We start from the raw sequence: 26105 nt of genomic DNA on the forward strand, positions 1-26105 counted from the left end.
TCTCGCTCGACTGTTTGCCGGACATGGGGGTACTCGGCCGCCATGCGAACCCGGAAGCAGTCGTTCACACGCTGATCACAGACGCCCCGATCGGTGCCCGCGTCGCGTGGGTGCCCACCGGCCGGCCTCAGCGCTGAACGAAACACGAGAACAGCTGATCACACCACGACATCAAGGGAGGCAGCCATGATCACCGCCGTCATCATCGCCGTGGTCGTCATCGCGGCAGCCGCCGTCCTCTTCGTCGTCATGCGGCGAGCCAAGGGCGGCGGGCAGAGTCTGAAGCACCGCTTCGGGCCCGAGTACGACCACACCGTGGCCCGTCACGGCGGAGACGTACGGGCAGCCGAGCAGGAGCTGCACGAGCGCGTGCGCCTGCACGGCTCCTTCAAGGCCGAACCGCTGCCGCCCGGCGCGCGCGAGCGCTACGTGGCCCAGTGGGCAGGCGTCCAGGAGCAGTTCGTCGAATCACCGCAGCAGGCCGTCGCCGAGGCCGACGCACTCATTGCCCGCCTGTCCAGGGACCGCGGGTTCCCCGACGGCGAGCGTTTCGACGAGCAGGTGGCCGCGCTCTCCGTCCACCACGCCCACCACGTCCACGGCTACCGCCGCGTGCACACGGCGGCACGCGGACAGGGCGGCACCGAGGAGATGCGCGAGGCCATGGTCGAGGCCCGACGCCTCTTCGACGCACTCGTCGCCGAGCACACGGTCGACTCCACCCGGAACGACCGGCACTCCACCGCCGACCGCGGCCACGCGCCGTGGGCACTGCCCCGGCGCCATGCGAAGGGAAGTGGCACGTCATGACTGACGCCCGGCACACCACACCGCGCGAGCGGGCCCTGGGCAGCGATGTCCCGGCTCCCGCCACCGCTCCGGCGGCGCCCCCCGCTCCCCCCGCCCCGGGCGCTCCTGCCGCAGGCTCCCCCGCGACCGGCACGCACGCCCCCGGCGCCCATGACCCCGGGTCCCACGACCTCGGCTCCCCCGCCTCGGGCACCCACACGCCCGGCACCCACACGCCGTCCGGCGACGTCGGCTCCGCCCTGCTCCCGCAGGAGGAACACGACAAGCTCGGTCTGCGGCTCCAGCAGGCTCTCAGCACCTTCGTCGACAGCCCGCGCCAGGCGGTGGAAGAGGCCGACAGCCTCTTCGACGACGCCGTCAGGCACCTGACCGAAACCCTCACGGAGCGTCGTCGCGTCCTGCGCGCGAGCTGGCAGAACCACGACACCGAGGCGCACACGGAAGAACTGCGCCTCGCGCTGCGGCAGTACCGCGAAGCCACGGAGAGGCTGCTGCGCATCTAGCTCGTGTCGTGCACAGGCACACGGGCAGGGCACACACGTGGGGCCCGGGGCGAAAGCCCCGGGCCCCACGTCGTGCGTCGCCGTGCGGGATCAGCCGTTGGGCAGGATGACCGCTCGGCCGTTGATCCGTCCCTCGTGCAGGTGCTCGTACGCCTTGGGCGCGTCCTGAAGTGCGTACGTCTCCACATGCACGTCGATCGCGCCGGAACGGGCCAGGTCGAGGACCTCGATCAGTTCGGACCTGCTGCCCCAGTACGGGGCGCGGACCGCCGCGTCGTAGGGGGTGGTGCCGAAGCCGACGGCCGCGGCCCCGCCGCCGATGCCGACGATGGTGACGTCCGCCTCGACCGCCGCGCAGGCGGTCGCCGTGGCGACGGTGGGCGGGGCGCCGACGAAGTCGAACACCGCCTGCGCGCCGAGTCCGCCGGTCAGTTCACGGACCCTCGTCGCCGCGTGCTCGTCCGACAGGACGGTCTCGTGGGCGCCGACCTGATGGGCGAGGCGCAGCTTCCCGTCGGTGACGTCGAGGGCGATCACCCGCGCCGGGGTCAGCGCCCGCAGCAGCTGGATCGCCACGTGGCCAAGGCCGCCGGTGCCGATGACGACGGCGGTGCTGCCGGGGGTCAGCTTGGGCAGCGAGGTCTTGATCGCGTGGTACGGGGTCAGGCCCGCGTCGGTGAGGGGCACCGCGGTCACGGGGTCGAGGCCGCCGAGCGGGACCAGGTGACGCGTGTTGTCCACGATCATGTACTCGGCGATGGCCCCGGGCGCCCCGAGTCCGGGCGGCAGGATGCCGAGTTCCGCGGCGCGCGAGCAGTAGTTCTCCTTGCCCTGCGAGCACATCAGGCAGGCTCCGCAGCCCCACGGTCCGTAGACGGCCACGGAGTCGCCGACCTCGAAGCCGGTCACGCCGTCGCCCAGCGCGGCCACGGTCCCCGCGCCCTCATGGCCGAGGGTCAGCGGCAGCGGGAAGGTCAGGGCCTCCGCCGGCCAGCTCATCACCGCGATGTCGGAGTGGCACACGCCCGCGGCGGTGACTTTCAGGAGTACCTGTCCCGGACCCGGCTCCGGGCGCGGGACGGTGACGACCTCGGGAGCGGAGCCGACGCTCCGGTACTGGACGGCCTTCATCTCGGCGGGCATGTCGGGGCCTTCTTGCGCTGACATCTGGGATGCCTCTTCTCGTTCTCGGCTCGTGCTGTGCGCCTGCTGTCCCCCTCATCTCCGACTGTACTCCTCGGAATGTCCCAATGAGACATGTGGCCCACCGGGACATTGCGTACGCGTCTGTCGTGCTGCTGGTCCCGCCCCGCCCGGCCCCAAGGAGCCGCGGAAACAAGCGAGTTGCCGAGTACCATCAAAAACTCAGCCATCCACGGGGGAAGGCGGCCCGGCCCGTATGACACGCAGCTATGACCAGTCCTGTCCGGCGGCGCGCGCCCTGGACGTCGTCGGCGGCCGGTGGTCCCTGCTCATCGTGCGGGAGCTGCTGCTGGGCCCCCGGCGCTACACCGACCTCGTCGCCGGACTGCCCGGCATCGGCCCCGACGTCCTGGCCGAGCGGCTGCGCGCCCTGCGCGACGCGGACGTCATCAGCCAGGCCAAGCTGCCGCCACCGGCCTCCTCGACGGTCTACGAACTGACCGAACTCGGCGCCGCCATGCGCCCGGTGCTCGACGAGCTGACCCGCTGGGGCATGCGCCTTCCGGCCGCTTCCCGGCCCGGCGACACCTTCCGGCTCAGCTGGGTGCTCGGCTGCCTGCGCGCCAGCTTCCGGCCCGAGCAGGCCGGCGGGCTGCGGGAGACGTACGAGTTCCGGGTCGACGGCGACACGTTCCACCTGCGCGTCGACGACGGCGTGCTCGACATCCGCAACGGCGCCGCCACGGACCCCGTCTGTTCCATCACGACCGACCTCGGGACGTTCCTCGCCGTCGGCGCCCGCCTCGTCGACATCGAGGACGCCGTCGCGCGCGGCCTGGCCCGGCTCGAGGGTGAACGCACGGCCGCCGCGCGGGTGATCGACATCCTCGGCGCCCACCCCGAGGCGACCGGCGGCCGGCACGGCATCGTCGGAGCCGTCGGGGCCTCGTTCCGCCCGGACCGCGCCCTTGGCGTACGCGAGACCTACGAGTGGGTGATCGGCGATCTCGTCTTCCATGCCCGCGTCGACGACGGCACCGTCGAGACGGGCCTGGGCCCCGCACCGGACGCCGCCGCGACCCTCGTCACCGATCTGGGCACCCTGCTGCAACTCGGCGCGGGCTCCCTGCCGCTCGAGGACGCGGCCAGCGCCCAGCTCATCGACGTGAACGGCGACCTGGAGGCGGCGCTGCGCATGGCGGATGCCTTCGGCGTGGTCCGCGCCGACCGCACAGCAGCCGCTCCCTGACGTGACCCCAAGCCCCTGAGAGCAGACAGCGGGCCCCGGCGGATCGCAATCCGCCGGGGCCCGCTGCTCACATGTGTACGACCGGGGCCGTGTCAGTCCGTGCCGGACTCCATCGCGGCGCGGTCGAGCATCGACTCCTCGTCCGTGGTCTCACCGCGCGAGGCGATCGCCTCGGCGCCGCCGCCGTCCATGGCGCCGATCAGACCGGTCGATGCCGCCTGCGCGGCGCCGATCGGCGTCGGGTGACCGGAGCCGACGAGGCCCAGGCCCGCGTACTGCTCGAGGCGGGCGCGGGAGTCGGCGATGTCCAGGTTCCGCATGGTCAGCTGGCCGATCCGGTCCACCGGGCCGAACGCCGAGTCCTCGGTCCGCTCCATGGAGAGCTTGTCCGGGTGGTAGCTGAACGCCGGGCCCGTGGTGTCGAGGATCGAGTAGTCCTCGCCGCGCCGCAGCCGCAGCGTCACCTCGCCGGTGATCGCCGTGCCGACCCAGCGCTGCAGCGACTCGCGGATCATCAGCGCCTGCGGGTCGAGCCAGCGGCCCTCGTACATCAGCCGGCCGAGGCGCCGGCCCTCGTTGTGGTACGCGGCCAGCGTGTCCTCGTTGTGGATCGCGTTGACCAGGCGTTCGTAGGCGATGTGCAGGAGCGCCATGCCGGGCGCCTCGTAGATGCCGCGGCTCTTGGCCTCGATGATCCGGTTCTCGATCTGGTCGGACATGCCGAGGCCGTGCCGGCCGCCGATCGCGTTGGCCTCCATGACGAGGTCGACCGAGGAGGCGAATTCCTTGCCGTTGACGGTGACCGGGCGTCCCTGGTCGAAGCCGATCGTCACGTCCTCCGTGTCGATCTCCACCGCGGGGTCCCAGAACTTCACGCCCATGATCGGGTCGACGGTCTCGAGACCGGTGTCCAGGTGCTCGAGCGTCTTGGCCTCGTGCGTGGCGCCCCAGATGTTGGCGTCCGTGGAGTACGCCTTCTCCGTGGAGTCCCGGTAGGGCAGCTCGTGTGCGAGCAGCCACTCCGACATCTCCTTGCGGCCGCCGAGCTCCGTGACGAAGTCCGCGTCCAGCCAGGGCTTGTAGATCCGCAGGTGCGGGTTGGCGAGCAGCCCGTAGCGGTAGAACCGCTCGATGTCGTTGCCCTTGAAGGTGGAGCCGTCGCCCCAGATCTGCACCCCGTCCTCGAGCATCGCCCGCACCAGGAGCGTGCCGGTCACGGCGCGGCCCAGCGGCGTGGTGTTGAAGTAGGGACGCCCGCCCGACCTGATGTGGAAGGCGCCGCAGGCCAGTGCCGCGAGCCCTTCCTCGACCAGCGCCTCGCGGCAGTCGACGAGTCGGGTGATCTCGGCGCCGTACGCCGAGGCGCGGCCGGGCACGGAGGCGATGTCGGGCTCGTCGTACTGGCCGATGTCGGCGGTGTACGTGCAGGGCACTGCGCCCTTGTCACGCATCCAGGCGACGGCGACCGAGGTGTCGAGACCGCCGGAGAAGGCAATGCCGACGCGCTCGCCGGTGGGGAGGGAGGTGAGGACCTTGGACATAGGAAGAGTATGCATGACTTCGCATGGTCATGCAACGTTGCTCGCGCGGGCGGTTCGAACGGTCGGCAATACCGCTGGTGACAGGCCATATCGGCCTAATGCTTAGGATGTGCAAGTGCTTGAATACCGCATCAGGACGGCCACCGCCGATGACCTCGGCGCCGCCCGAGCCGTCATGCTCGACACCGTCTACCACGACTTCGGCACGGGGTACGTGCCGCGCTGGCACGGCGACATCATCGATCTCGACTCCGCTTACCTGAGACCCGTCCGCCACACCCTGCTCGTCGCGGTGGACGAGCGGGACGGGACGGTCGCGGCGACCGCCGCCCTCGACTCACGCGGCCCCGCGCACCCGCCGAACCCGCGCTGGATCGCCGAGCGCTTCCCCTCCGGGGAGACGGCGCAGCTGCGACGCGTCTACGTGCGGGCCGAGCACCGGCGTCGCGGTCTCGCCCGGCGACTGGTCGGTGAGCTGCTCGACTTCGCCTCGGCTGACGGCGGGTACCGCTCCGTCTATCTGCACACCGACCCCGCGGTCACCGGCGCCGAGGGCTTCTGGCGCTCCATGGGGAAAGTGGTGCACGACGAGCGCGAGGACTCCGACGGGTCGCGCGTCGTGCACTTCGAAGTACCCATGCGGCCGTAGTCCCGCTCACCGCGACCCGGCCGCATTAATGGAAATGGTTGTCATGTAGTCTTCGTGGCTGCCACCGTACGTCCGGACCCACTCCACCCCGAGAACGAGGACCATGCGCTCCGTCCGCCGCCGTCCCCTCATAGCCGGCCTGCTCGTCGCTCCCCTGCTCACCGGCTGTTTCGCCGCCAAGGACGACGCGTCCGGCGACTCCGCGGAAGGCGCCCGCCTCAAGGTCGCGCTGGCCTTCCCTCCCTCGGAGAACTTCTCCCCGTACGGCGCCGACGCCACCCTCCTCAGCCGCCTCGGCGTCACCGAGGGCCTGACCAAGCTGGACGCGAACGGCGCCGCCGCCCCCGCGCTCGCCGCGTCCTGGCAGCAGGAGAACGACCGCAGCTGGCTGTTCACCCTGCGCCAGGCCGGCTTCCAGGACGGCAGCCGCGTCACCCCGTCCGCCGTCGCCTCCGCCCTCACCCACGCGGGCAAGGCCAAGCCCGTCACCGCCGCCCTGTCGGGAGTCACCCTCACCGCCAAGGCCGTCGGCGCCGACCGGGTCCGGATCACCACCGCCGACCCCGACCCCGCGCTCCCCCTGCGCCTGTCGAGCCCCGGCCTCGCCGTGCTCTCCCCGAAGGCGTACGCGAAGGGCGACAAGGCCAGCCCGGTCGGCACCGCCACCGGGCCCTTCGAGCTCACGAAGACCACCGGCGCCACCGCGGCCACCCTGGACCGCTTCGACGACTACTGGGGCGGCCGCGCCCAGGCGTCCGGCGTCGACGCCCGGTTCATCGCCGACGGCACCGCGCGCACCAACGCCCTGCGCACCGGCGACGTGGACATCGCCGAGGCCGTCCCCGTCTCCCAGGCGGCCTCCCTCGACAAGGGCCACGGACGCGAGACCGCCACGGCACGCACCACTGCCGTCCAGCTCAACACGGAGAAGGGCGCCTTCAAGGACCCCGGCCTGCGCGCCGCGGCCCGCGCCGCGATCGACACCTCCGCGCTCGCCAAGGACGTCTACGAGGGCCACGCCGACACCGGCAAGGGCATCTTCGGGCCCGCCCTGACCTGGGCCGACGGAAAGCGCGTCAAGCCGAAGGGCCAGGCGAAGGCGACCGCACCCGGCGGGAAGTCCATCACCCTGGGCACGTACGACAACCGGCCCGAACTCCCCGAGGTCGCGCAGGTGCTCAAGCAGCAGCTGCAGAAGGCAGGATTCAAGGTGACCCTCGAGGTGCGCGAGTCCTCCCGCATCGAGGGCGACGCCCTGGCCGGGAAGTTCGACGCGTTCGTCGGCGCCCGCAACACCATGCTCGACACCGGCGACCCCGTGTCGGTCCTCGCGAGCGACTACACCTGCGACGGCAGCTACAACCTCTCGCACCTGTGCGACACCTCGTTCGACAAGGCCGTGCGGAAGGCCGAGAACACGACCGACACCGCGAAGCGGCAGGACGCGGCCATGGCCGCGGAGGCCGCGATCCTCGGCACCGACGCCGTCGTGCCGCTGGTCCACCAGCGGATCATCACGGGCGTCGGCGGTTCCGTGCGCGGCGAGATCCTCGACCCGTACGAGCGGACGCTGGTCGCCGCCGGCACCAGGCGCTGAGGGCGGCATGCGCAGGAGCCTCGCCCGCGGCGGCGCACCGGTGCTGCTGTGGCGCGTGGTGCTCGCCGCGGCGCTGCTGTGCCTGATCGGCCTGCTGCCCTGGCTGTCGCGCACCGACCCGGCGCTCACCGTGCTCAAGGCGCGGGCGGCGGAGCGCACCCCCACCCCCGAGGTCCTTGCGGCCGTCCGGGGTGAACTCGGCCTGGACGAGGGCCCGTTGCGGCTGCTCGGCCAGTGGACGGGCGGGCTCCTGCACGGGGACGCCGGGCGGTCGTGGATATCCGGTGAAGCGGTGCTGCCCTCCGTGGTGCAGGCCCTGGGTGTCTCGTTGCTGCTCATGTCGGCGGCGCTGGTGGTGGCCGTCGTGACGGCGGGCACGGTGTGCTCGCGCACCCTGTGGCTCGGCTCCCGCCGCCGGCTCTCGGGGCGCCGCACCTCCGGTGGCGGGGCCGCGGTCGTCGCCGCGCTGCCCGAATTCCTGACCGCCTCGGTACTCGCCACCGTGGTCGGCGTCCAACTGGGCTGGCTGCCCGCCCTCGGCTGGTACGGGCCCCAGTGGCTCGTACTGCCCGCGCTCTCGCTCGGGCTGCCCGCCGGGGCACTGCTCGGGCGGCTCATCGACGACCTGCTGCCCGGTGCCTTCGCCGAACCGTGGACGCGGGCCGCCGCGGCCCGCGGCATTCCGAGCGGACGCATCGCGCGCCAGGCGCTGCGCCGCTGCCTGCCCGGCCTCCTGCCGAACCTCGGTCTCTTCCTCGTGGGCCTGACCGGTGGCGCGGTCGCCGTGGAGCAGATCTTCGACATCCCCGGGCTCGGCCGCTCCACCCTGCAGGCCGCGGTGGCGCAGGATCTGCCCGTCCTCCAGGCCGGAACCCTCGCGCTCGTCCTGCTCGCCGCCGTGGCAGGCGGCCTCTTCCGCCTCGTGTCGCGGCTGGCGAGCGGTCCGGCGCTGCGGGACGGAACCCTGCCGACCCTGCATCTCCCGGAGCGCCCCGCGCCCAGCCGGCTGCCGCTGCTGTACGGCGGGGTCCTGCTGGGCGTCATCCTCCTCGCCCTGGCCCGGGACCCTCTCGCCCTGGACACCGCGGCCCGGCTCCAGTCGCCGTCCCTGGCGCACCCGTTCGGCACCGACGCCCTGGGCCGCGATGTCCTGGCGCGGGTCGGGCACGGCGCGCTGCACACCCTCGCGCTGGCCCTGGGGATCAGCGCCTTCGCCCTGGCCGCGGGCATCCTGCTCGGGCTTCTGCCGCGCTTCTCGGGCCCGCTCCTCGACACGCTGAACGCGATACCGCCGACGCTGGCCGGACTCCTCGTCGCCGGTGTGGCGGGCAGCGGTGCGGCCACCCCCGCGATCGCCGTGGCCGCCGTCGCCTGGGTCCCGCTGGCCGCCCACACCGCCGCCCTGCTCCTCCAGGAACGCGCCACCCTGCATCTGACGGCGACCCGGAGCCTGGGGGCGGGGCGCCGCCACCAGCTGCGGCACCATCTGCTGCCCGCCGTTCTGCCGCCCGTCACCCGCCACGCGCTGCTGCGGCTCCCCGCCGTCGCACTTGCCCTGGCCGCCCTCGGCTTCCTCGGCCTCGGCGCCCAGCCGCCGTCCCCCGAGTGGGGCCTGCTGCTCGCCGAGAACCAGCCCTACGCCGAACGCGCCCCCTGGGCGCTGCTCGCCCCGGCGGCCGCGCTCGCCCTCCTGGGAGCCCTCGCGGTGACGGCGGCGGGCGGAGTGCCCCTCCCCCGCCGGCTGCGGCGCACACGCCGACCCGACGAACCCCCTCGCGTGGCCGACGTACGGCCCAAGGAGCGGGACTTGACCACGGCAGGGACGGCCGCCCGGTGAGCGATCGACGTCAACTGCCCCTGCTCACGCGGCTCCGGCCCGCCGAGCGCTCGCGCCGCGAACGGACCTGGCCGCACCTGTCGCCCCTCCTGCGCCTGCTGATCCTCACCCAACTCGCCTTCAACATCGGCTTCTTCGCCGTCCTGCCGTTCCTGGCCGAGCACCTGGGCACGGCGATCGGCATGGCGGGCTGGCTGGTCGGCCTGGTGCTCGGCCTGCGGACCTTCAGCCAGCAGGGGCTCTTCGTCGTGGGCGGCGCCCTGACCGACCGCTACGGCGTGCGGCCGGTGGTGCTCACCGGCTGCCTGCTGCGGATCGCCGGCTTCGCCTGGCTCGGCTACGCGCAGCAGACCTGGTCGGTCATCGGCGCGGTGCTCCTGATCGGGTTCGCCGCCGCCCTGTTCTCCCCCGCCGTGGAGTCCGAGGTCGCCCGGCAGGCGGTGCTCTGGGAGCAGTCGGGCCGCGGCCCGCGCACCCGTGTCCTGGCCCTGCTCACCGTGGCGGGCCAGGCGGGCGCGTTCCTCGGTCCGCTCATCGGCGCGCTGCTGCTCTCCGTCGACTTCCGCACCGTCTGCCTTGCCGGGGCCGGGGTCTTCGTCCTCGTCCTCGCCGGGCACCTGTGGCTGCTGCCGCAGCGCATCCCGGGGCGGGAGAAGACCCGCGTGCGCGGAGGCATGGGCGAACTGCTGCGCAACCGCCGGTTCCTGGCGGTGTGCTGTGCCTACGGCGCCTATCTCCTGGCGTACAACCAGCTCTATCTCGCGCTGCCGGACGAGGTGGAGCGTACGGCCGGTTCGCAGGCGCCGATCGCCTGGCTCTTCGCCCTCTCCTCCCTCCTGGTGGTGACCACACAGCTTCCGGTCACCCATTGGGCGGCAGGGCGCCTCGACGAACGCCGCTCGATGGCGGCGGGGCTCGTGCTCATCTCCGTCGGGTTCGCCGTCGTGGCCGTCGCGCGGCCGGCCGCCTGGACCGGCGTGGCCGGGCTGCTGCCCGCCGCCGGGTTCGTCGTCCTTCTGACCCTCGGCCAGATGCTGGTCGCCCCGGCGGCCAGGGCCTGGGTCCCGGATCTCACGCCCGACGGCAGGCTCGGCCTCTACACCGGGGCGCTGTCGTCGGTCTCCGGCCTGATCGTCCTCGCGGGCAGCGCCATGACCGGCTCGCTCCTCGACGCGGGGCTACCGCCCTGGGCGCCGTGGCTGGTGCTCGCCGCGATCCCACTGCTCGCCGTGACGCTGCTGCCGGCCCGCGCCCGGCGGGCCGCGGACCCGTCAGCCGCCTGACGCGCCGGGCAGCGCCGATGCCGTCAGGGCCGCCAACTCCTCGGGGGTGCGCGGCCCGTCGCCCGCCTCGGCCAGCAGGCCCTTGGTCCGCAGCAGCTCCGTGACGGCGATCCCCCAGGGCAGGCGAAGACCCGCCTGCGTCAGGAGTTCGCGGTGGGCGAGCATCTTCGCGACCGGCCCGGTGCGTACTCCCGAGGGGGTGAGCAGGGCCGCGTCGTCGGCCCAGCGCAGGGCCAGGTCCACGTCGTGGGTGGCCATCACCACGGTCGTTCCCGCGTCCCGCAGGCCCTGAAGGGTGCTCAGGAGGCGTTCCTGGCCGTCGGGGTCGAGTCCCGCGGTCGGCTCGTCGAGGATCAGGACGCGGGGACGCATCGCCACGGCTCCCGCGATGGCCGTGCGCTTGCGCTGGCCGTAGGAGAGCAGATGGGTGGGGCGGTCCGCCAGGGCGCTGATGTCGAGCGCGGCGAGCGCCTCGGCGACCCGGCCGCGCACCTCGGTGTCCGTGAGACCCAGGTTCAGGGGCCCGAAGGACACGTCCTGTTCGACGGAGGCGGCGAAGAGCTGGTCGTCCGGGTCCTGGACCACCAGCTGGACGGTGGTGCGCAGCCGCGTGAGCCCCTTGCGGTCGTACGTCACCGGGGTGTCCCCGAGGGTCAATCCGCCCTGGTCCGGGCGGAGTCCACCGCTCAGGAGCCGCATGAGGGTGGTCTTGCCGCTGCCGTTGCGCCCGAGCAGCGCGAGCGCGCGGCCCTCGGTGACGTCGAAGTCCAGGCCGCTGAGGACGGTGGGCCCGTCCTCGTACGCGTAGGAGACGGCGCGCAGAGCGACCAGGGACCCGCTCGGCTCGCTCATGGCAGAACCCTTTCCAGTACGAGAGTGAGGGCCGCAAGGCCCACGAGGAGCCCGGCGCTCGCGGCCACGAAGGGCCGCGAGATCCGGGCGTCGGGCACGAGCACCCGCAGGGTCCCGTCGTACCCGCGTCCGGCGAGCCCGGCCTGCAGCCGGCTCGCCCGGTCGAAGGCCCGCACGAACGCGGTGGCGCCGAGACCGCCGAGGGAACGCCAGGTGGCGGCCCGGGTGGTGTGGCCGAGCCGCGCGGCCTGCGCCTGCCGGATCCGGCTCATGGAGTCGAGGAGCAGGAAGCTCATCCGGTACATGACCAGGGCCACGTCGACGACCGGCGCCGGTACGCCTGCCTTCACCAGGCGGGGCAGCAGGTCCGACATGGGGGTGGTGAAGGCGAAGAGGAGGACGCCGAGCGAGGCCGCCGACGTGCGCAGGAGCAGTCCGCCCGCCCGCTCGGGGCCGCCGTCGGCGAGCGTGACGAACCCCTCGGGCCCGCCCAGTTGGACGAGCAGCGTCAGGGCACCGGTGACGCAGAAACCCAGGGGCACGCGGTAGGCGCGCCACAGTTTGCGCGGCGGCACGGCGGCGGGTCCGAGGAGCACGGCGAGCGCGGCGACCAGGACCAGGGCGGCTCCCGGCCAGGGCGGCAGGGAGACGGCAAGGACGGTGAGGCCGAGCCCGAGCACGGCTTTGTCCACGGGGTGGCGGCGGCGCCAGCGACTGCTGTGCGCCGCCGCGTCGATGGGCAGCACGCCGGGTCAGACCTGCCCGGTCCCGGCCCGGGTGTGCTCCTCGTCGACGGCCTGCTCCGCGGTGGCTGTCCCGGTGCGCTCCGCCTCGGCCCGCGCGGCGTCGGCGCCCTGACGGCGCCCCTTGCGCAGACCGAAGTAGTAGGCGAGGACGCCCGCTCCGAGCGCCGCCTGCAGCGCGAAGAGCGCCGACTCGATCTCCCCCGAGGGGGGTTCGTACAGGGGCGAGAACCAGGGCTCGTAATCCGGCTCTATCTCGGTGATCGCCGTCTCGGCCTGGGCGTCGGCCCCGGCGAACGGCTCCTTCTCGTCGTCGCCGAGACCGAGCGCCAGCGGCAGCACCGCCAGCGCGGCGACGATGAGGAGGAGCAGGGTGTTGATCTTCGCGTTCCGGCTCATCAGGCGCTGGCCCCCGTCTCGGTCTCCGTCTTGCTGCCGGTGTCCGCCTTCTCGGACGGCTTCGTGCCCTGGAGCAGCACGCCGAGCCGCGTGAGCTCGCCCTTGCTGGACTGCACGAGCAGCCGCATCACCACGACGGTGAGCAGACCCTCGCTGACGGCGAGGGGGATCTGCGTGACGGCGAAGATGCCGCCGAACTTGCCCAGGGCGCCGAGGAACCCGCTGCCGGGGTCCGGGAACGCCAGGGCGAGCTGGACGCTGGTGACGCAGTACGTGGACAGGTCGGCGACGAACGCGCCGAAGAACACGGCCACCATGAGCGGCACGTCGTACCGCTTCAGGAGCCGGTAGACGGCGTATCCGGCCCATGGCCCGACGATCGCCATGGAGAACACGTTGGCGCCCAGTGTGGTGAGCCCGCCGTGGGCGAGCAGCAGCGCCTGGAACAGCAGCGTGATGGTGCCGAGCACCGCCATGATCGGCGGCCGGAAGAGGATCGCGCCGAGCCCGGTGCCCGTCGGGTGCGAGCAACTGCCGGTGACGGACGGGATCTTCAGCGCGGAAAGGACAAAGGTGAACGCTCCGGACGCGCCCAGGAGCAGGGTGCTCTCCGGGTGTTCCTTGACCTCACGGGTGAGGGAGCGGACTCCGTGGACGACAAACGGCGCGGACGCTACGCCCCAGGCGATCGCGTGCGCCGGTGGGAGGAAACCCTCGGCTATGTGCATGGCTAAGCAGACCCTCTCCAGCACCTCGTGGATGGACAACGCGCCTTGGCCGGTCTCCTGGCTGACGGGTCGTACCGACCGGACTCCGCCTTCCCGGGCGCGTGTTGCGCCCAGTGGCTGCCGCGAGGGCTGGAGCCGGACTTCCCGATCACAGTGGCGAGGGCCGCACCGGCATCACACCGATTTCCCGAGCACCAAGGCGTGGTGACCCTAGTGCGGAATCCAGTGACCTGACAACTTGCGGGACCGCTCGACCTGTGGCACGCGCGAGCGCACATGACCAGGGCGTACGCCCCTGGTCAGCCCATGTGCACCGGCCCGTGCGCGCCCGGCGTACGCCCCGCTCCCCGGGAGGTCGCCCCTTCTGTGCCGCAGGACACCGCGAGGGTCCTGGCGGGGTGGCGGGGCCCGAGGAAGACGACGACGCCTTTGCCGTCGGGTGAGGGGTGGGTCGCCTGGGTCCAGCCCTGGCGGCCGTAGAAACCCATGCCCTGCGTCGACCGGACCGAAGTGAGCAGCCAGGCACGGCCGTCGGGTGCGCCCGCGGCCACCGCCTCGAGCAGGGCCGCCCCGACCCCGGTCCCCTGCGCCCCGGGACGTACGGCGAGTTCGTCTATCTCACGCGCGCCGCACAGCCACGACAGGGCGCGCCCGGCCCCGAGTCCGGCGGCCGCCTGCGGATAGCAGCGGTCGGCGGGAAAGGGGTCGGGAGTGATCCACCCGGTGGCGAATCCGGCGATGTCCGCCCCATGCCGGGCGATGGCCGCGGTGAAGCCGGGACGCCGCACGTCGCCGCCGAGCCGGACCAGGAACTGCGCCACCCGGTCCTCGTCCTCGTGCCAGGGCGGCGGGCCGAAGGCTTCGGCGTAGACCGTGCGCAAGGCGTCGGTGTGCGCGAGCAGTTGCGCGCCGCGCAGGACGTGGACGACCGCCGTCATCAGGCCGCCTTCGCCGGGGCCGTTCCCGGCTGCAGGGCCGCGTACTCCAGCGGGGCGGACGGGTCGATCGACACGTCCAGGGGCGCGGGCGCGGCCCCTGCGCGTACGAGCAGATCGCCGACGGCGGCGATCATCGCTCCGTTGTCGGTGCACAGGGTCATCGGGGGGACGCGCAGGCGCACGCCGGCTGCCGCGCACCGCTCCTCCGCGAGCGACCGCACCCGTGAGTTCGCGGCGACCCCGCCGACCACCACGAGGGTCGTGACCCCGTGGTCGCGGCAGGCGGCGAGCGCCTTGCGGGTCAGGACGTCCGCGACGGCCTCCTGGAGCGAGGCCGCGCCGTCGGCCACCGGCAGCGCACGGCCCGCGTGCGCTTCGGCCCACCGGGCGGCGGCGGTCTTGAGGCCGGAGAAGGAGAACGCGTACGGGGCGTCCTTCGGCCCGGTGAGCGGGCGGGGGAAGGCCACCGCGCGCGGGTCGCCGTCCCGGGCCGCACGGTCGATGGCGGGGCCGCCCGGGTACGGCAGGCCGAAGACCCGGGCGACCTTGTCGAAGCACTCGCCCGCCGCGTCGTCCAGGGTGTCCCCCAGGTGCACGATCTGATCGCGGGCCAGGTCCCGCACGAGCAGCAGGGACGTGTGCCCGCCGGAGACGATGAGCACCACGCAGGGGTCGGGCAGCGGGCCGTGCTCCAGCGTGTCGGCGGCGACATGGCCGGCTAGGTGGTGCACCCCGTACAACGGGACGTCGAGCGCGCGGGCCAGGGTCTTCGCTCCCGCGAGGCCGACCTGCAGCGCGCCCGCCAGGCCGGGCCCGGTGGTGACGGCCACCGCGTCGATGTCGGACAGCTTCAGGTCCGCCTGGTCGAGGGCGCGCCGGACGACCGGGGTGAAGGAATGCAGATGCGCGCGGGCGGCGATCTCGGGGACCACACCGCCGAACCGGGCGTGCTCGTCCATGCTGGACGCGACCACATGGGCGAGCAGCCGCCCCTCCGACACGATCCCCGCCCCGGTCTCGTCGCACGACGACTCGATCCCCAGCACAATGCGCCCCGCGGCCACCGGCGTCTCCTCACGTACAGGTCTCCCGCACTTTCTGCACAATGAGTGTAGTTGCAAGTGATGTGCAATAAGACCTAGGGCCCGGCCACCGGATAGGGGACGAAGGTGCTGCTGTTCTCGTCGATCGCCAGTCGGCGGTCCAGCGGAGGCACCGCCCGCTGCGGGCAGTCGGTGCGTTCGCAGAGGCGGCAGCCCATGCCGATGGGCACCGCGGACGAGGCGCTGTCGAGGTCGAGTCCGTCGGAGTAGACGAGCCGCGCCGCGTGGCGGATTTCGCAGCCGAGGCCGATGGCGAACGTCTTGCCGGGCTCGCCCCAGCCGCCGCGGTGCCGGGTGACCGCGCGGGCGGTCCACAGGAAGCGCCGGCCGTCGGGCATCGCGGCGACCTGGACGTGGATGCGGCCGGGCGCGGCGAACGCCTCGTACACGTTCCACAGCGGGCAGGTGCCGCCCGCGCGGGAGAAGTGGAACGCGGTGGCGGACTGCCGCTTCGACATGTTGCCCGCCCGGTCGACCCGCACGAACGAGAAGGGCACTCCGCGCAGCCGGGGCCGCTGCAGGGTGCTGAGGCGGTGGCAGATGGTCTCGTAGCCGAGGCCGAAGTGGTCGGTAAGCCGCTCGATGTCGTAACGGAACTCCTCCGCGGCCGCGTGGAAGCGGCGGTAGGGCAGGATCAGCGCCGCCGCGAAGTAGTTGGCGATGCCGATGCGGGCCAGCGGCCAGGCCGCGGTCTCCTCGCCGAAGTCCTCCGAGGCGAGCGCGGAGAGGGCGTCCGCGTGTTCGAGCAGGGCGAGTTGGGTGGCCATCCGGAACGCCTGCTGGCCGGGGCGCAGCCGGCTGGAGAGGTGCAGGACCCTGGCCGTGGGGTCGTAGTGGTGCAGGCGCTGACCGGCGTCCGCCGCCAGCCGCACCCCGTGCCGTTCGGCGAGGCGTGCGGACAGGGCGCGTACGACCTCGCCGGGTCGCAGTCCGATCTCGTCCGCGAACCGCTCGGCGGTGAGGTCGATGTCGTGCAGGTAGTTCTGGCGCCGGTAGAAGAACTCCCGGATCTCCTCGTGCGCGGAGCGCGGCTGAGCCACCGTGCCGGGCCCCCGCCCCTCCGCGGCCTCGGAGAGCTGTTCGGTCAGGTGCTGGTTGCGGCGGCCGAGGTCCACCAGAACCGTTGCCACGGCGGGCATCCGCGAGGCCAGGTCCGAGAGGTCGGACGCGGAGACCCGGCCCGCGGACACCTCGCCGGTGAGGGCGTCGCGCAGGTCGGCCACCAGACGGCTGGTGTCGCGCTCCGAGAAGAAGCCCGGGTCGACGCCGAACGCCTCGGTGAGACGCAGCAGTACGGGCACGGTCAGCGGCCGGGAGTCGTGCTCCATCTGGTTCAGATAGCTCGGCGAGATGGCCAGCGCCCGAGCCAGGTCGGCCTGGCTCATGCGGCGTTCCTCCCGCAGTCGGCGCAGCCGCGCACCCGCGTACGTCCTGCTCACCCGTGGCTCCTGTCCGGTCGCCTTAGCAACGTTGGCAATACGGCGAGGAAAGATGCGCAGAACTTGGCATCTTTCCCCGGTTGTTGGCACTGAGTGCCGATGCCAGAGTCGTACCGCGGCCCGCCGGGCTCCGCCGACGGGCCGCACCCCACCTTCAGTTCGGCACTCAGTGCCACACATTCGCACAGTTCACGCATCTCCGGGAGACGGCCATGGCACAGGCAGGCACGAAGACGACAACGGCCCAGGAGCTGGCTCAGCGGTGGGCGAGCGACGCCCGGTGGCAGGGCATCGAACGCACCTACTCCGCCGACGACGTGATCAGGCTCTCCGGCAGCGTCCGCGAGGAGCACACCCTGGCCCGACGCGGCGCCGAGCGCCTGTGGCGCCAACTGCACGAGCAGGACTACATCCACGCGCTCGGAGCACTGACCGGCGGCCAGGCGGTCCAGCAGGTCAAGGCAGGCCTCCAGGCGATCTACCTGTCCGGCTGGCAGGTCGCCGCCGACGCCAACCAGGCCGGGCACACCTACCCCGACCAGTCGCTCTACCCCGTCAACTCGGTCCCGCAGGTGGTCCGTCGGATCAACAACGCGCTGCTGCGCGCCGACCAGATCGCCACCGCCGAGGGCGGCGAGGACACCACCGACTGGCTGGCGCCGATCGTCGCCGACGCCGAGGCGGGCTTCGGCGGAGCACTCAACGCCTTCGAGCTGACCAAGGCGATGATCGCGGCGGGCGCGGCGGGCATCCACTACGAGGACCAGCTGGCCTCGGAGAAGAAGTGCGGTCACCTGGGCGGCAAGGTCCTCGTGCCGACCGGCCAGCACATCCGCACCCTCAACGCGGCACGTCTGGCCGCCGACATCGCCGACGTCCCGACGCTCATCGTGGCGCGTACGGACGCGCTCGCGGCGAACCTGCTGACCAGCGACGTCGACGAGCGCGACGCCCGGTTCGTGACGGGCGAGCGCACCGCCGAGGGCTTCCACCGGGTGCGCGGCGGCATGGAACCCGTCATCGCCCGCGGCCTCGCCTACGCCCCGTACGCGGACCTCATCTGGGTCGAGACCGGCACCCCGGACCTCGCGCAGGCCCGTGAGTTCGCCGAGGCCATCCACGCCGAGCACCCCGACCAGATGCTCGCCTACAACTGCTCGCCGTCCTTCAACTGGCGGGCCGCCCTGGACGACGACCAGATCGCCAAGTTCCAGCGTGAGCTGGGCGCCATGGGCTACCGCTTCCAGTTCATCACCCTGGCCGGCTTCCACTCCCTCAACCACGGCATGTTCGACCTGGCCCGCGGTTACGCCGAGCACGGCATGACCGCCTATGTCGACCTCCAGGAGCGCGAGTTCGCCGCCCAGGCGCAGGGCTTCACCGCCGTGAAGCACCAGCGCGAGGTCGGCACCGGCTACTTCGACCAGGTGTCCACCGCCGTCAACCCGGCCTCGTCGACGACCGCGCTCGCCGGGTCCACCGAGGAAGAGCAGTTCCACTAGTCCGTCGGCTTCTTCCGGTCCGTCCGGTTCCTTCCCGAGGAGACCCGTATGTCCATCTCCGCTCCGACCAGCCGCGCCCAGGTCCTCGGCAAGACCGACCGGCAGGACGAGATCCTCACCCCCGAAGCGCTGGAGTTCGTCGGCCGCCTCGTCGACGCCTTCGCCGAACGCCGCCTGGAGATCCTCAAGGAGCGCACACGGGTGGGGGCCCGGCTCGCCTCCGGGTCCCCGCTCGGCTTCTCCGTCGCCACCGCCCGCGTCCGGGCGGACGACTCCTGGCGGGTCGCGCCCCCGGCGCCCGGCCTCACCGACCGCCGTGTGGAGATCACCGGGCCGCCCGAGCGTGCGATGACGGTCAACGCCCTCAACTCCGGTGCGCGGGTGTGGATGGCGGACTTCGAGGACGCCACCTCGCCCACCTGGGACAACGTCATCGGCGGCCAGCTGAACCTGCTCGACGCGATCGAGCGCAGGATCGACTTCAGCACGCCGCGGGGCAAGCGGTACCGGCTCGGCGAGCAGGTCGCGACCATCGTCGTCCGTCCGCGCGGCTGGCATCTGACCGAGGAGCACCTGGAGATCGACGGGAGGCCCGCGCCCGCCTCGCTCGTGGACTTCGGGCTCTACTTCTTCCACTGCGCCCAGCGGCAGATCGACGCCGGGCACGGCCCGTACTTCTATCTGCCGAAGCTGGAGAACCGCGACGAGGCACGGCTGTGGAACGACGTCTTCGTCCTCGCCCAGGACCTCGCCGGCATTCCCCGCGGCACCATCCGGGCCACCGTCCTGATCGAGACCATCACCGCGGCCGTCCAGATGGAGGAGATCCTCTACGAGCTGCGCGAGCACAGCTCAGGTCTCAACGCGGGCCGCTGGGACTACCTGTTCAGCCTCATCAAGACCTTCGGGCACCGCACGGACTTCCTGCTGCCCGACCGGGCGCAGGTCACCATGACCGCCCCCTTCATGCGCGCGTACACCGACCTCCTCGTCCGCACCTGCCACAAGCGAGGTGCCCACGCGATCGGCGGCATGGCAGCCCACGTGCCCGGCAGAGATCCTGACGCGCACCGGGCGGCCCTGGCCACCGTGCGGCTCGACAAGGAACGCGAGGCCGAGGACGGCTTCGACGGCTCCTGGGTCGCCCATCCCGCACTGGTCCCCGTCTGCCGCGAGGTGTTCGACGGGGTGCTCGGCACCCGCTCGCATCAGCTCGACCGCACCCGCGACGACGTCGAGGTGACGGCCGCGCGACTGCTGTCCGTACGGCGCATCAGCGCGCCGCCCACCGCGGAGGGGGTACGCACCAACATCGCGGTCGCCCTGCGCTACTTCGCCGCGTGGCTGCACGGTCAGGGAGCCGTCGCCGTGGACGGTCTCATGGAGGACGCGGCCACGGCCGAGATCGCCCGGGTGCAGATCTGGCAGTGGCTGCGCCACCGCGTCGTCGACCGCGCGACCGTGCTCGATCTGGTGGAGGACGAGCTGGCCGCGCTGGGCGCGCAGTACCCATGGGCGCCCCTCGGCGAAATCCGCGAGATCTTCGAACGCACCGCTCTGGGGCGGGAGTTGCCCGCGTTCTTCACCACGGACGCCTACAGTCGCCACCTCGTGCGCCGCCCGTTCGCCGACCGCCCCGAGCGTCAGTCATGACCGCGGCCATCCGCCGGGTCGGCGTGGTGGGCGGCGGTCAGATGGGCGCCGGAATCGCCGAGGTGTGCGCCCGCGCCGGTCTGGACACCGTGGTCTGCGAGGCCGACGCGCTCGCCGCCCGCGCCGCCCGCGAGCGCGTCGCCGTCAGCCTCGAACGTGCCGTACAGCGCGGCAAGTTGGACCGCATCGGCGCCGAGGACGCGCTGGCCCGCATGGTCTTCACCGGCAGCCTCGACGATCTGGCCGACCGCCAGCTCGTCGTCGAGGCGGTCGTCGAGGACACCGCGGCGAAGACGGAGATCTTCGCCGCCCTCGACAAGATCGTCGAGGACCCGGACGCGATCCTGGCCACCAACACCTCCTCCCTCCCCGTCATGCGTCTGGGCATGGCGACCCGGCGCGCCGACCGCGTCCTCGGCCTGCACTTCTTCAACCCCGCCCCCGTCCTTCCGCTGGTCGAGGTCGTCTCCTCGCTGCACACGGCCGCGGAGACCGTCGCCGCCGTGACGGACTTCGCCACGCACACGCTGGGCAAGACGGTCGTACGGTCCAAGGACAGGGCGGGCTTCGTCGTCAACGCGCTGCTCGTGCCCTACCTCCTCTCCGCGATCCGGATGACGGAGTCGGGCTTCGCCACGGCCGCCGACGTGGACGCGGGCATGGAGCTGGGTTGCGCGCACCCGATGGGCCCGCTGAAGCTGGCCGACCTGATCGGCCTGGACACGGTCGCCTCCATCGCGGCATCTCTCTACGCAGAGTTCAAGGAACCCCTCTACGCCCCGCCACCGCTGCTCCTGCGCATGGTCGAAGCGGGGCTGCTCGGCCGCAAGAGCGGGCGCGGGTTCCACCTCTACGACCGGGGCTGAGGGGCCCGGGTCCGCCGCCGGGCCGAGGGGCCCGCGGCTGCTGTGAGCGGGGCGCGGAACAGAGTGGTGATCTGTTCCGCGCCCCTTCGCGCGTCCCACGCCGGTATGGGTCCGTGTCTCAGCTCACGGTCCGGAATGTGATCAGTACTGCCCAAGAGGCCACCTACCCTCTAGCCTGATCCGTGCAGCTGGTTCGCCCTGTCCGCCAGGCAGAGGCGTCGCAAGAGGGAACCCGGTGGGAATCCGGGACTGCCCCGCAGCGGTGAGTGGGAACGACCGCCGTCATACGCACTGGGTCCGAGCGCGGGCCCGGGAAGCGACGGCCAGTAGGTGTCTGCCCCGGCAGATGTGCCCGCGAGTCCGAAGACCTGCCCGTTGCCCGCATGTGATCCCTCATGTGCGGACATCCCGGTGACCTCGTGGGCGGGTCGGCGTACAGATCAGGTGGAGCACCGCGCGATCGGCGCGTACGTCCGCCCGGTCCGTCATCCCTTCGCGTCCGTGTCCCGTCCCCGGGATGCTCAGGAGTCATCTCGCGAAGGAGATTTCCGTGACAGCGAAGTCCGCAGCCGCGGCAGCACGGGCCACCGTGTACGGCTACCCCCGCCAGGGCCCCGACCGGGAACTGAAGAAGGCCGTCGAAGGCTATTGGAAGGGCCGCGTCGGCGCCGACGCCCTGCGGGAGACCGCGGCACGGCTGCGCCGGTCCACCTGGCAGCATCTGGCCGGCGCCGGCATCCACGAAGTGCCGACCGGCGACTTCTCGTACTACGACCATGTCCTGGACACCAGCGTCATGGTCGGCGCCGTCCCGCGGCGGCACCGCGAGGCCGTCGACACCGACCCCCTCGACGGCTACTTCGCGATGGCCCGCGGCACCCAGGACGTGGCGCCCCTTGAGATGACCAAGTGGTTCGACACCAACTACCACTACCTCGTACCGGAGCTGGGCCCCGACACCGTCTTCACCGCCGACTCCGCCAAGCAGGTGACCGAGCTCAAGGAGGCCGTCGCGCTCGGCCTCGCCGCACGCCCTGTCCTTGTCGGCCCGGTGACGTATCTCCTGCTCGCCAAGCCCGCGCCCGGCGTGGCCGCCGACTTCGAGCCGCTCACGCTCCTCGACCGCCTGCTGCCCGTCTACGCGGAAGTCCTCGCCGACCTGCGCGCCGCGGGCGCCGAATGGGTGCAGCTCGACGAGCCCGCCCTGGTCCAGGACCGCACCCCGGCCGAGCTCAACGCCGCCGCCCGCGCCTACCGTGACCTGGGCGCCCTCACCGATCGCCCGCAGCTCCTCGTCGCCTCCTACTTCGGCAGGCTCGGCGATGCCCTGCCCGTGCTGGCCAAGGCACCCGTCGAGGGGCTCGCCCTGGACTTCACGGAGGCCGCCGCCGGCCAGTTGCAGGACCTCGCCGCCGTCGGCGGGCTGCCCGGCAAGCGCCTGATCGCGGGGGTCGTCAACGGCCGCAACATCTGGATCAACGACCTGGAGAAGTCCCTCTCCACCCTGGGCACGCTCCTGGGCCTCGCCGACCGGGTCGACGTCTCCGCGTCCTGCTCCCTGCTGCACGTCCCGCTGGACGCCGACGCGGAACGGGACATCGACCCGCAGGTGGCCCGCTGGCTTGCCTTCGCCCACCAGAAGGCCACCGAGATCGCCACACTGGCGCGCGCCCTGGCCCAGGGAACGGACACCATCACGGCCGAACTGGCCGCCAACCGCGCCGATCTGGCGTCCCGCTCGGGCTCGGCCCTCACCCACGACCCGGCGGTACGCTCCCGTGTCGCCGCCGTCACGGACGCCGACGCCCGCCGCGTCCACGCCTATCCGGTGCGCGCGGCGGCCCAGCGCTCGCGCCTGGGCCTGCCACAACTGCCCACGACCACCATCGGATCGTTCCCACAGACCACCGAACTGCGCACCGCGCGCGCGGACTTGCGGGCGGGCCGCATCGACACGGACGGCTACGAGGAACGCATCCGCTCGGAGATCCGCGAGGTCCTCGCCTTCCAGGAGAAGGCGGGCATCGACGTCCTGGTGCACGGCGAGCCCGAACGCAACGACATGGTGCAGTACTTCGCCGAACAGCTCACCGGCTATCTCGCCACGCAACACGGCTGGGTCCAGTCGTACGGCACCCGCTACGTACGCCCGCCGGTCCTCGCGGGCGACATCTCACGGCCCGAGCCGATGACGGTGCGCTGGACGTCGTACGCCAACTCCCTCACGGACCGCCCCGTGAAGGGCATGCTCACGGGCCCCGTCACCATGCTCGCCTGGTCCTTCGTCCGCGACGACCAGCCCCTGGGCGACACCGCGCGTCAGGTCGCCCTGGCCCTGCGCGACGAGGTCGACGACCTGGAGGCCGCGGGCACGTCGGTCATTCAGGTCGACGAGCCCGCGCTGCGCGAGACGTTGCCGCTGCGCACCGCCGAGCACGCCGCGTACCTGGAGTGGGCCACGGAATCCTTCCGCCTCACCACCAGCGGCGTGCGACCGGACACGCAGATCCACACGCACATGTGCTACGCCGAGTTCGGTGACATCGTCCAGGCCATCGACGACCTCGACGCCGACGTCATCAGCCTGGAGGCGGCCCGCTCCCACATGCAGGTGGCACGCGAACTGGCCGAGCACGGCTACCCGCGTGAGGCGGGCCCCGGCGTCTACGACATCCACTCCCCGCGCGTGCCGAGCACCGAGGAGGCGGCAGCCCTGCTGCGCAAGGGACTTGAGGCCATCCCCGCCGACCGACTGTGGGTGAACCCGGACTGCGGCCTCAAGACCCGAGGCTGGCCCGAGACCAAGGCGTCCCTGGAGAACCTGGTCGCGGCGGCACGGGAGGTGAGGGCGGAACTTCCCTCGGGTTCCTGACCGCGCGGTGCGGGCCGGGGCGGCCATTTCCGGATGAATGACCGCCCCGCTCCGCCATGATGGAAACGCTGGCCGTTCCGACACGGATCCGGGAGGCGACCGGTGGCGTACGTTCAGCAGGGCGATCGACCTGGAGCGCACCTGGCTCGGGGAGCGGAAGGACGTACGCCTCACCTTGGCGGACATCGAGTCCGGCGCCCCTCCCGCCACCCCGGCGGTCGACCCGTACTGGACCTACGGCATGGCGCCCGGCGACGACCAGCGTGGGCACCTCTCCTGGATGAGGGGAGGCGACGAACCATGGCGTCGGGAGAACCGCCTGCTGTGTGACATGGACCGGGACATCATGCAGCACGCGTTGGAGCCCCTGTGTCAGGCGCATCTCGGCATGGCCGTGACCGACTTCGCCGGTTACTGGGAGGACCACAGCGTCTCGGCGGCCCATGTGCTGCTCAAGCTCTGGGCCGCCCGGCACGAGGAATCCGCCGCCCCTCCATCGGAACTGCACCGCACGGCACTGCACATGGCGCTGCACAGCCTGCCCGGTGCTCAGCCCGAGTTCCAGGACTTCATCGAGCGCTACCTGCGCACCGTGCTCCACGAGTGGCGGGCCATCGGCCGTCATCCGGGCGAGGCGTGGGTGGAACAGACGATGGCCATCGTGCGCAGCAACCACTCCGGCAACACCGCCGGCCGGGAGCTCGACCGCCAGGAAGACGCTCTGCTGGACGATCCGGACTGACCTCCGCCCGAGGCCCCTCAGCCCCCCTCCACATGAGCCACCCGGGACAACAGCCCATGCAACATCTCCCGCTCCTCCGCACCGAGCGGAGCCAGAAGCTCGTCGGTGACCCCCCGCGCCACCTCGTCCGAGTCCCGCAGGAAGTCGTGGCCTGCGGGTGCGAGGGCCACGATGCGGCGGCGGCGGTCGTCGGGGGCGGGGCGGCGTTCGACGAAGCCGAGGCGTTCCAGGTCGTCGACCAGGCCGACGATCGCGCTGGGGTCGTACCCCAGCTCCTGGCTCAGTTCGCGCTGGGCCGCGCCCTCCACGGTGGCCAGGTAGCGCAGCAGCGCGTAGTGGCGCAGGCGTAGCCCGGATCTCTGGAGCGCCGCGTTGAAGAGCTGACCCGAGCGCAGGCCCAGGCGGTAGAGCAGGTAGCCCGCGTCGGCGTGCAGGCCCCGCATCCAGGGCGCGCTCTCGTCCACGGACCCTTCCTCCACGGGCTCGGCGGTGGTCTTCCGGCTGGTCATGTGGGGTGCTCTCCCTGATCGGTGGTTCGCGGGCGTACAGCGGTACCGGCGGCGGTCGTGCTGACAGTGTCCAGCATGCCGCATTATCGATGTTGGAAACAATCATTGACGACAACAATGGTTTGACTTAGCTTCCTTTCTGCGGGCCGAGGCCCACCGCCTCCGCCCGCCAACCCATGTGTATTCGCTGCGCGTTGAAGGGGTTTCCCAGTGCTGGACTCATACACCGTGGACCTGAGCGGCAAGGTCGCCGTCGTCACGGGATCAGGGCGCGGCCTCGGCCTCGCCTACGCCGCCGCCCTCGCTCGCGCCGGAGCCGCCGTGGTGGTGAACGACGTCGACGAGGAGGCGGCCGAGCAGGCCGTCAAGACCATCACCGAAGCGGGCGGGCGCGCCGTCGCGGAGGTGGCGGCGGTCGGCAGCAGTGAGGCCGCGGAGCGCCTGGTCGCCCGCGCCGTCGCGGAGTTCGGGCGGCTCGACGTGATGGTGACCAACGCCGGGATCCTGCGCGACCGGGTGCTGTGGAAGATGACCGACGACGACTTCGACGCGGTCCTCACCACCCACCTGCGGGGCACCTTCACCTGCGCCCGCGCCGCCGCCGTACGCATGCGGGAGCAGGGCGAGGGCGGCAGTCTGATCCTGGTCGGCTCCCCCGCCGGGCAGCGCGGCAACTTCGGGCAGACCAACTACGCCGCCGCCAAGGCCGGCATCGCGGCCCTGGTCCGTACGTGGTCGATGGAGCTGGCCAGGGCCGACGTCACCGTCAACGCGATCGTGCCGGTGGCCGCCACCGCCATGACCGAGACCATCCCCGCCTTCGCCCCGTACATCGAGGCCATGAAGGAGGGGCAGCCGTTGCCGGACTTCCTCCGCAAGGGCGAGGGGTTTGGGACGGCCGACGACTGCGCCGCGCTCGTCCCGTTCCTGGCCTCCGGCTTCGCCCGTGACGTGACCGGGCAGTGCGTCGGCATCGGCGGCGACCGGCTCACCCTGTGGTCGCATCCGCGCGAGTCCTCCGTGGCGTACGCGGACGGCGGCTGGACCCCGGAGTCCATCGCCGCCGCCTGGCACACCTCGGTGGGCAGCACCCCGGAGCCGGTCGGCATCCCCGCGCCCAAGATCCCCGGCGCGTGAGGGAGTTGGA

General features: G+C 72.3%; 23 protein-coding genes and 2 riboswitches. Of the genes, 13 read left to right on the top strand and 10 right to left on the bottom strand.

Features of this window, described 5'->3' with window-relative positions; genetic code table 11:
* Positions 1-186: 186 nt before the first annotated feature.
* Both AB0M70_RS01295 and AB0M70_RS01300 read left to right on the top strand, forming a co-directional pair.
* Positions 187-810, top strand: coding sequence for a hypothetical protein (locus AB0M70_RS01295; RefSeq protein ID WP_365815059.1), 624 nt, complete (start codon positions 187-189; stop codon positions 808-810).
* Positions 807-1313: a hypothetical protein gene (locus AB0M70_RS01300; RefSeq protein WP_365815061.1), complete on the top strand. Its 507-nt coding sequence runs from the start codon at positions 807-809 to the stop codon at positions 1311-1313. The genes AB0M70_RS01295 and AB0M70_RS01300 overlap by 4 nt, the downstream gene beginning before the upstream one ends.
* A gap of 90 nt (positions 1314-1403) precedes the next feature.
* Here AB0M70_RS01300 and AB0M70_RS01305 read toward each other — a convergent pair whose 3' ends face one another.
* Entirely contained in the window at positions 1404-2444 is a 1041-nt protein-coding gene (locus AB0M70_RS01305) for an NAD(P)-dependent alcohol dehydrogenase (protein WP_365816233.1), read from the bottom strand.
* 268 nt (positions 2445-2712) lie between these two features.
* On the opposite strand from AB0M70_RS01305, the gene AB0M70_RS01310 reads away from it, so the two are divergent.
* Positions 2713-3705: a winged helix-turn-helix transcriptional regulator gene (locus tag AB0M70_RS01310; RefSeq protein WP_365815063.1), complete on the top strand. Its 993-nt coding sequence runs from the start codon at positions 2713-2715 to the stop codon at positions 3703-3705.
* A gap of 92 nt (positions 3706-3797) precedes the next feature.
* Here AB0M70_RS01310 and argG read toward each other — a convergent pair whose 3' ends face one another.
* Positions 3798-5246: an argininosuccinate synthase gene (gene argG, locus AB0M70_RS01315; RefSeq protein ID WP_365815065.1), complete on the bottom strand. Its 1449-nt coding sequence runs from the start codon at positions 5244-5246 to the stop codon at positions 3798-3800.
* A 115-nt stretch (positions 5247-5361) separates the two neighbouring features.
* On the opposite strand from argG, the gene AB0M70_RS01320 reads away from it, so the two are divergent.
* The 4 genes from AB0M70_RS01320 (at position 5362) to AB0M70_RS01335 (ending at position 10612) form a co-directional block, all read left to right on the top strand.
* Positions 5362-5895, top strand: a complete 534-nt coding sequence (locus AB0M70_RS01320; RefSeq protein ID WP_365815067.1) for a GNAT family N-acetyltransferase — start codon at positions 5362-5364, stop codon at positions 5893-5895.
* Between the two features lie 103 nt (positions 5896-5998).
* The gene (locus AB0M70_RS01325) at positions 5999-7492 is read left to right on the top strand and encodes an ABC transporter substrate-binding protein (RefSeq protein WP_365815069.1); all 1494 of its coding nucleotides are present in this window, start codon (positions 5999-6001) and stop codon (positions 7490-7492) included.
* Between the two features lie 7 nt (positions 7493-7499).
* Positions 7500-9329, top strand: a complete 1830-nt coding sequence (locus AB0M70_RS01330) for an ABC transporter permease subunit (RefSeq protein ID WP_365815071.1) — start codon at positions 7500-7502, stop codon at positions 9327-9329.
* 77 nt (positions 9330-9406) lie between these two features.
* The gene (locus AB0M70_RS01335) at positions 9407-10612 is read left to right on the top strand and encodes an MFS transporter (protein WP_365816235.1); all 1206 of its coding nucleotides are present in this window, start codon (positions 9407-9409) and stop codon (positions 10610-10612) included.
* On the opposite strand, the gene AB0M70_RS01340 is transcribed toward AB0M70_RS01335, so the two are convergent.
* The 7 genes from AB0M70_RS01340 to AB0M70_RS01370 form a co-directional block, all read right to left on the bottom strand.
* The gene (locus tag AB0M70_RS01340; RefSeq protein ID WP_365815073.1) at positions 10601-11464 is read right to left on the bottom strand and encodes an ATP-binding cassette domain-containing protein; all 864 of its coding nucleotides are present in this window, start codon (positions 11462-11464) and stop codon (positions 10601-10603) included. The genes AB0M70_RS01335 and AB0M70_RS01340 overlap by 12 nt on opposite strands.
* Positions 11461-12210: a cobalt ECF transporter T component CbiQ gene (cbiQ, locus tag AB0M70_RS01345; RefSeq protein ID WP_365815075.1), complete on the bottom strand. Its 750-nt coding sequence runs from the start codon at positions 12208-12210 to the stop codon at positions 11461-11463. The genes AB0M70_RS01340 and cbiQ overlap by 4 nt, the downstream gene beginning before the upstream one ends.
* Positions 12211-12216: 6 nt before the next feature.
* Positions 12217-12606 carry an energy-coupling factor ABC transporter substrate-binding protein gene (locus AB0M70_RS01350; protein ID WP_365815077.1) on the bottom strand — a complete coding sequence of 130 codons (390 nt, stop codon included), beginning with the start codon at positions 12604-12606 and terminating at the stop codon, positions 12217-12219.
* Positions 12606-13334, bottom strand: a complete 729-nt coding sequence (locus AB0M70_RS01355; RefSeq protein ID WP_365815079.1) for an energy-coupling factor ABC transporter permease — start codon at positions 13332-13334, stop codon at positions 12606-12608. The genes AB0M70_RS01350 and AB0M70_RS01355 overlap by 1 nt, the downstream gene beginning before the upstream one ends.
* A gap of 29 nt (positions 13335-13363) precedes the next feature.
* A riboswitch (cobalamin riboswitch) is annotated at positions 13364-13548 on the bottom strand.
* Positions 13549-13633: 85 nt separating this feature from the next.
* Positions 13634-14272 carry a GNAT family N-acetyltransferase gene (locus AB0M70_RS01360; protein WP_365815081.1) on the bottom strand — a complete coding sequence of 213 codons (639 nt, stop codon included), beginning with the start codon at positions 14270-14272 and terminating at the stop codon, positions 13634-13636.
* A complete protein-coding gene (gene tsaD / locus AB0M70_RS01365; RefSeq protein WP_365815084.1) occupies positions 14272-15336 on the bottom strand; it encodes a tRNA (adenosine(37)-N6)-threonylcarbamoyltransferase complex transferase subunit TsaD in 1065 nt (354 codons plus the stop codon). The genes AB0M70_RS01360 and tsaD overlap by 1 nt, the downstream gene beginning before the upstream one ends.
* Positions 15337-15410: 74 nt before the next feature.
* On the bottom strand, positions 15411-16814 hold the full coding sequence (locus tag AB0M70_RS01370; RefSeq protein WP_365815086.1) for a short-chain fatty acyl-CoA regulator family protein: 1404 nt from the start codon (positions 16812-16814) through the stop codon (positions 15411-15413).
* A 212-nt stretch (positions 16815-17026) separates the two neighbouring features.
* On the opposite strand from AB0M70_RS01370, the gene aceA reads away from it, so the two are divergent.
* The 5 genes from aceA (at position 17027) to AB0M70_RS01395 (ending at position 24449) form a co-directional block, all read left to right on the top strand.
* Entirely contained in the window at positions 17027-18316 is a 1290-nt protein-coding gene (aceA, locus tag AB0M70_RS01375; protein WP_365815088.1) for an isocitrate lyase, read from the top strand.
* A gap of 48 nt (positions 18317-18364) precedes the next feature.
* Positions 18365-19969 carry a malate synthase A gene (gene aceB / locus AB0M70_RS01380; RefSeq protein ID WP_365815090.1) on the top strand — a complete coding sequence of 535 codons (1605 nt, stop codon included), beginning with the start codon at positions 18365-18367 and terminating at the stop codon, positions 19967-19969.
* Positions 19966-20835, top strand: coding sequence for a 3-hydroxybutyryl-CoA dehydrogenase (locus AB0M70_RS01385; protein WP_365815092.1), 870 nt, complete (start codon positions 19966-19968; stop codon positions 20833-20835). The genes aceB and AB0M70_RS01385 overlap by 4 nt, the downstream gene beginning before the upstream one ends.
* A 172-nt stretch (positions 20836-21007) precedes the next feature.
* Positions 21008-21226, top strand: a riboswitch (cobalamin riboswitch).
* A 159-nt stretch (positions 21227-21385) separates the two neighbouring features.
* A complete protein-coding gene (gene metE / locus AB0M70_RS01390) occupies positions 21386-23707 on the top strand; it encodes a 5-methyltetrahydropteroyltriglutamate--homocysteine S-methyltransferase (RefSeq protein ID WP_365815094.1) in 2322 nt (773 codons plus the stop codon).
* Positions 23708-23744: 37 nt separating this feature from the next.
* Entirely contained in the window at positions 23745-24449 is a 705-nt protein-coding gene (locus tag AB0M70_RS01395; RefSeq protein ID WP_365815096.1) for a hypothetical protein, read from the top strand.
* A gap of 17 nt (positions 24450-24466) precedes the next feature.
* Here the strand turns inward: AB0M70_RS01395 and AB0M70_RS01400 are convergent, their stop codons facing one another.
* Positions 24467-24958, bottom strand: a complete 492-nt coding sequence (locus AB0M70_RS01400) for a MarR family winged helix-turn-helix transcriptional regulator (protein ID WP_365815098.1) — start codon at positions 24956-24958, stop codon at positions 24467-24469.
* Between the two features lie 213 nt (positions 24959-25171).
* Between AB0M70_RS01400 and AB0M70_RS01405 the strand changes: the two genes are divergently transcribed.
* Positions 25172-26095 (top strand): SDR family NAD(P)-dependent oxidoreductase, encoded by a 924-nt coding sequence (locus AB0M70_RS01405; RefSeq protein WP_365816237.1) that lies wholly within the window; start codon positions 25172-25174, stop codon positions 26093-26095.
* Positions 26096-26105 lie beyond the last annotated feature (10 nt).

Origin of the sequence: Streptomyces sp. NPDC051214 (genome assembly GCF_040682375.1) — a bacterium.
GTDB lineage: Bacteria > Actinomycetota > Actinomycetes > Streptomycetales > Streptomycetaceae > Streptomyces.

Excerpts from the sequence above, each read along its gene's own strand:
- AB0M70_RS01295 (WP_365815059.1), top strand. The coding sequence starts at position 187 with ATGATCACCGCCGTCATCATCGCCGTGGTCGTCATCGCGGCAGCCGCC.
- AB0M70_RS01300 (WP_365815061.1), top strand. The coding sequence starts at position 807 with ATGACTGACGCCCGGCACACCACACCGCGCGAGCGGGCCCTGGGCAGC.
- AB0M70_RS01305 (WP_365816233.1), bottom strand. The coding sequence starts at position 2,444 with ATGAAGGCCGTCCAGTACCGGAGCGTCGGCTCCGCTCCCGAGGTCGTC.
- AB0M70_RS01310 (WP_365815063.1), top strand. The coding sequence starts at position 2,713 with ATGACACGCAGCTATGACCAGTCCTGTCCGGCGGCGCGCGCCCTGGAC.
- argG (WP_365815065.1), bottom strand. The coding sequence starts at position 5,246 with ATGTCCAAGGTCCTCACCTCCCTCCCCACCGGCGAGCGCGTCGGCATT.
- AB0M70_RS01325 (WP_365815069.1), top strand. The coding sequence starts at position 5,999 with ATGCGCTCCGTCCGCCGCCGTCCCCTCATAGCCGGCCTGCTCGTCGCT.
- AB0M70_RS01330 (WP_365815071.1), top strand. The coding sequence starts at position 7,500 with ATGCGCAGGAGCCTCGCCCGCGGCGGCGCACCGGTGCTGCTGTGGCGC.
- AB0M70_RS01340 (WP_365815073.1), bottom strand. The coding sequence starts at position 11,464 with ATGAGCGAGCCGAGCGGGTCCCTGGTCGCTCTGCGCGCCGTCTCCTAC.
- AB0M70_RS01350 (WP_365815077.1), bottom strand. The coding sequence starts at position 12,606 with ATGAGCCGGAACGCGAAGATCAACACCCTGCTCCTCCTCATCGTCGCC.
- AB0M70_RS01355 (WP_365815079.1), bottom strand. The coding sequence starts at position 13,334 with ATGCACATAGCCGAGGGTTTCCTCCCACCGGCGCACGCGATCGCCTGG.
- AB0M70_RS01360 (WP_365815081.1), bottom strand. The coding sequence starts at position 14,272 with ATGACGGCGGTCGTCCACGTCCTGCGCGGCGCGCAACTGCTCGCGCAC.
- aceA (WP_365815088.1), top strand. The coding sequence starts at position 17,027 with ATGGCACAGGCAGGCACGAAGACGACAACGGCCCAGGAGCTGGCTCAG.
- aceB (WP_365815090.1), top strand. The coding sequence starts at position 18,365 with ATGTCCATCTCCGCTCCGACCAGCCGCGCCCAGGTCCTCGGCAAGACC.
- AB0M70_RS01385 (WP_365815092.1), top strand. The coding sequence starts at position 19,966 with ATGACCGCGGCCATCCGCCGGGTCGGCGTGGTGGGCGGCGGTCAGATG.
- AB0M70_RS01395 (WP_365815096.1), top strand. The coding sequence starts at position 23,745 with ATGACCGCCCCGCTCCGCCATGATGGAAACGCTGGCCGTTCCGACACG.
- AB0M70_RS01400 (WP_365815098.1), bottom strand. The coding sequence starts at position 24,958 with ATGACCAGCCGGAAGACCACCGCCGAGCCCGTGGAGGAAGGGTCCGTG.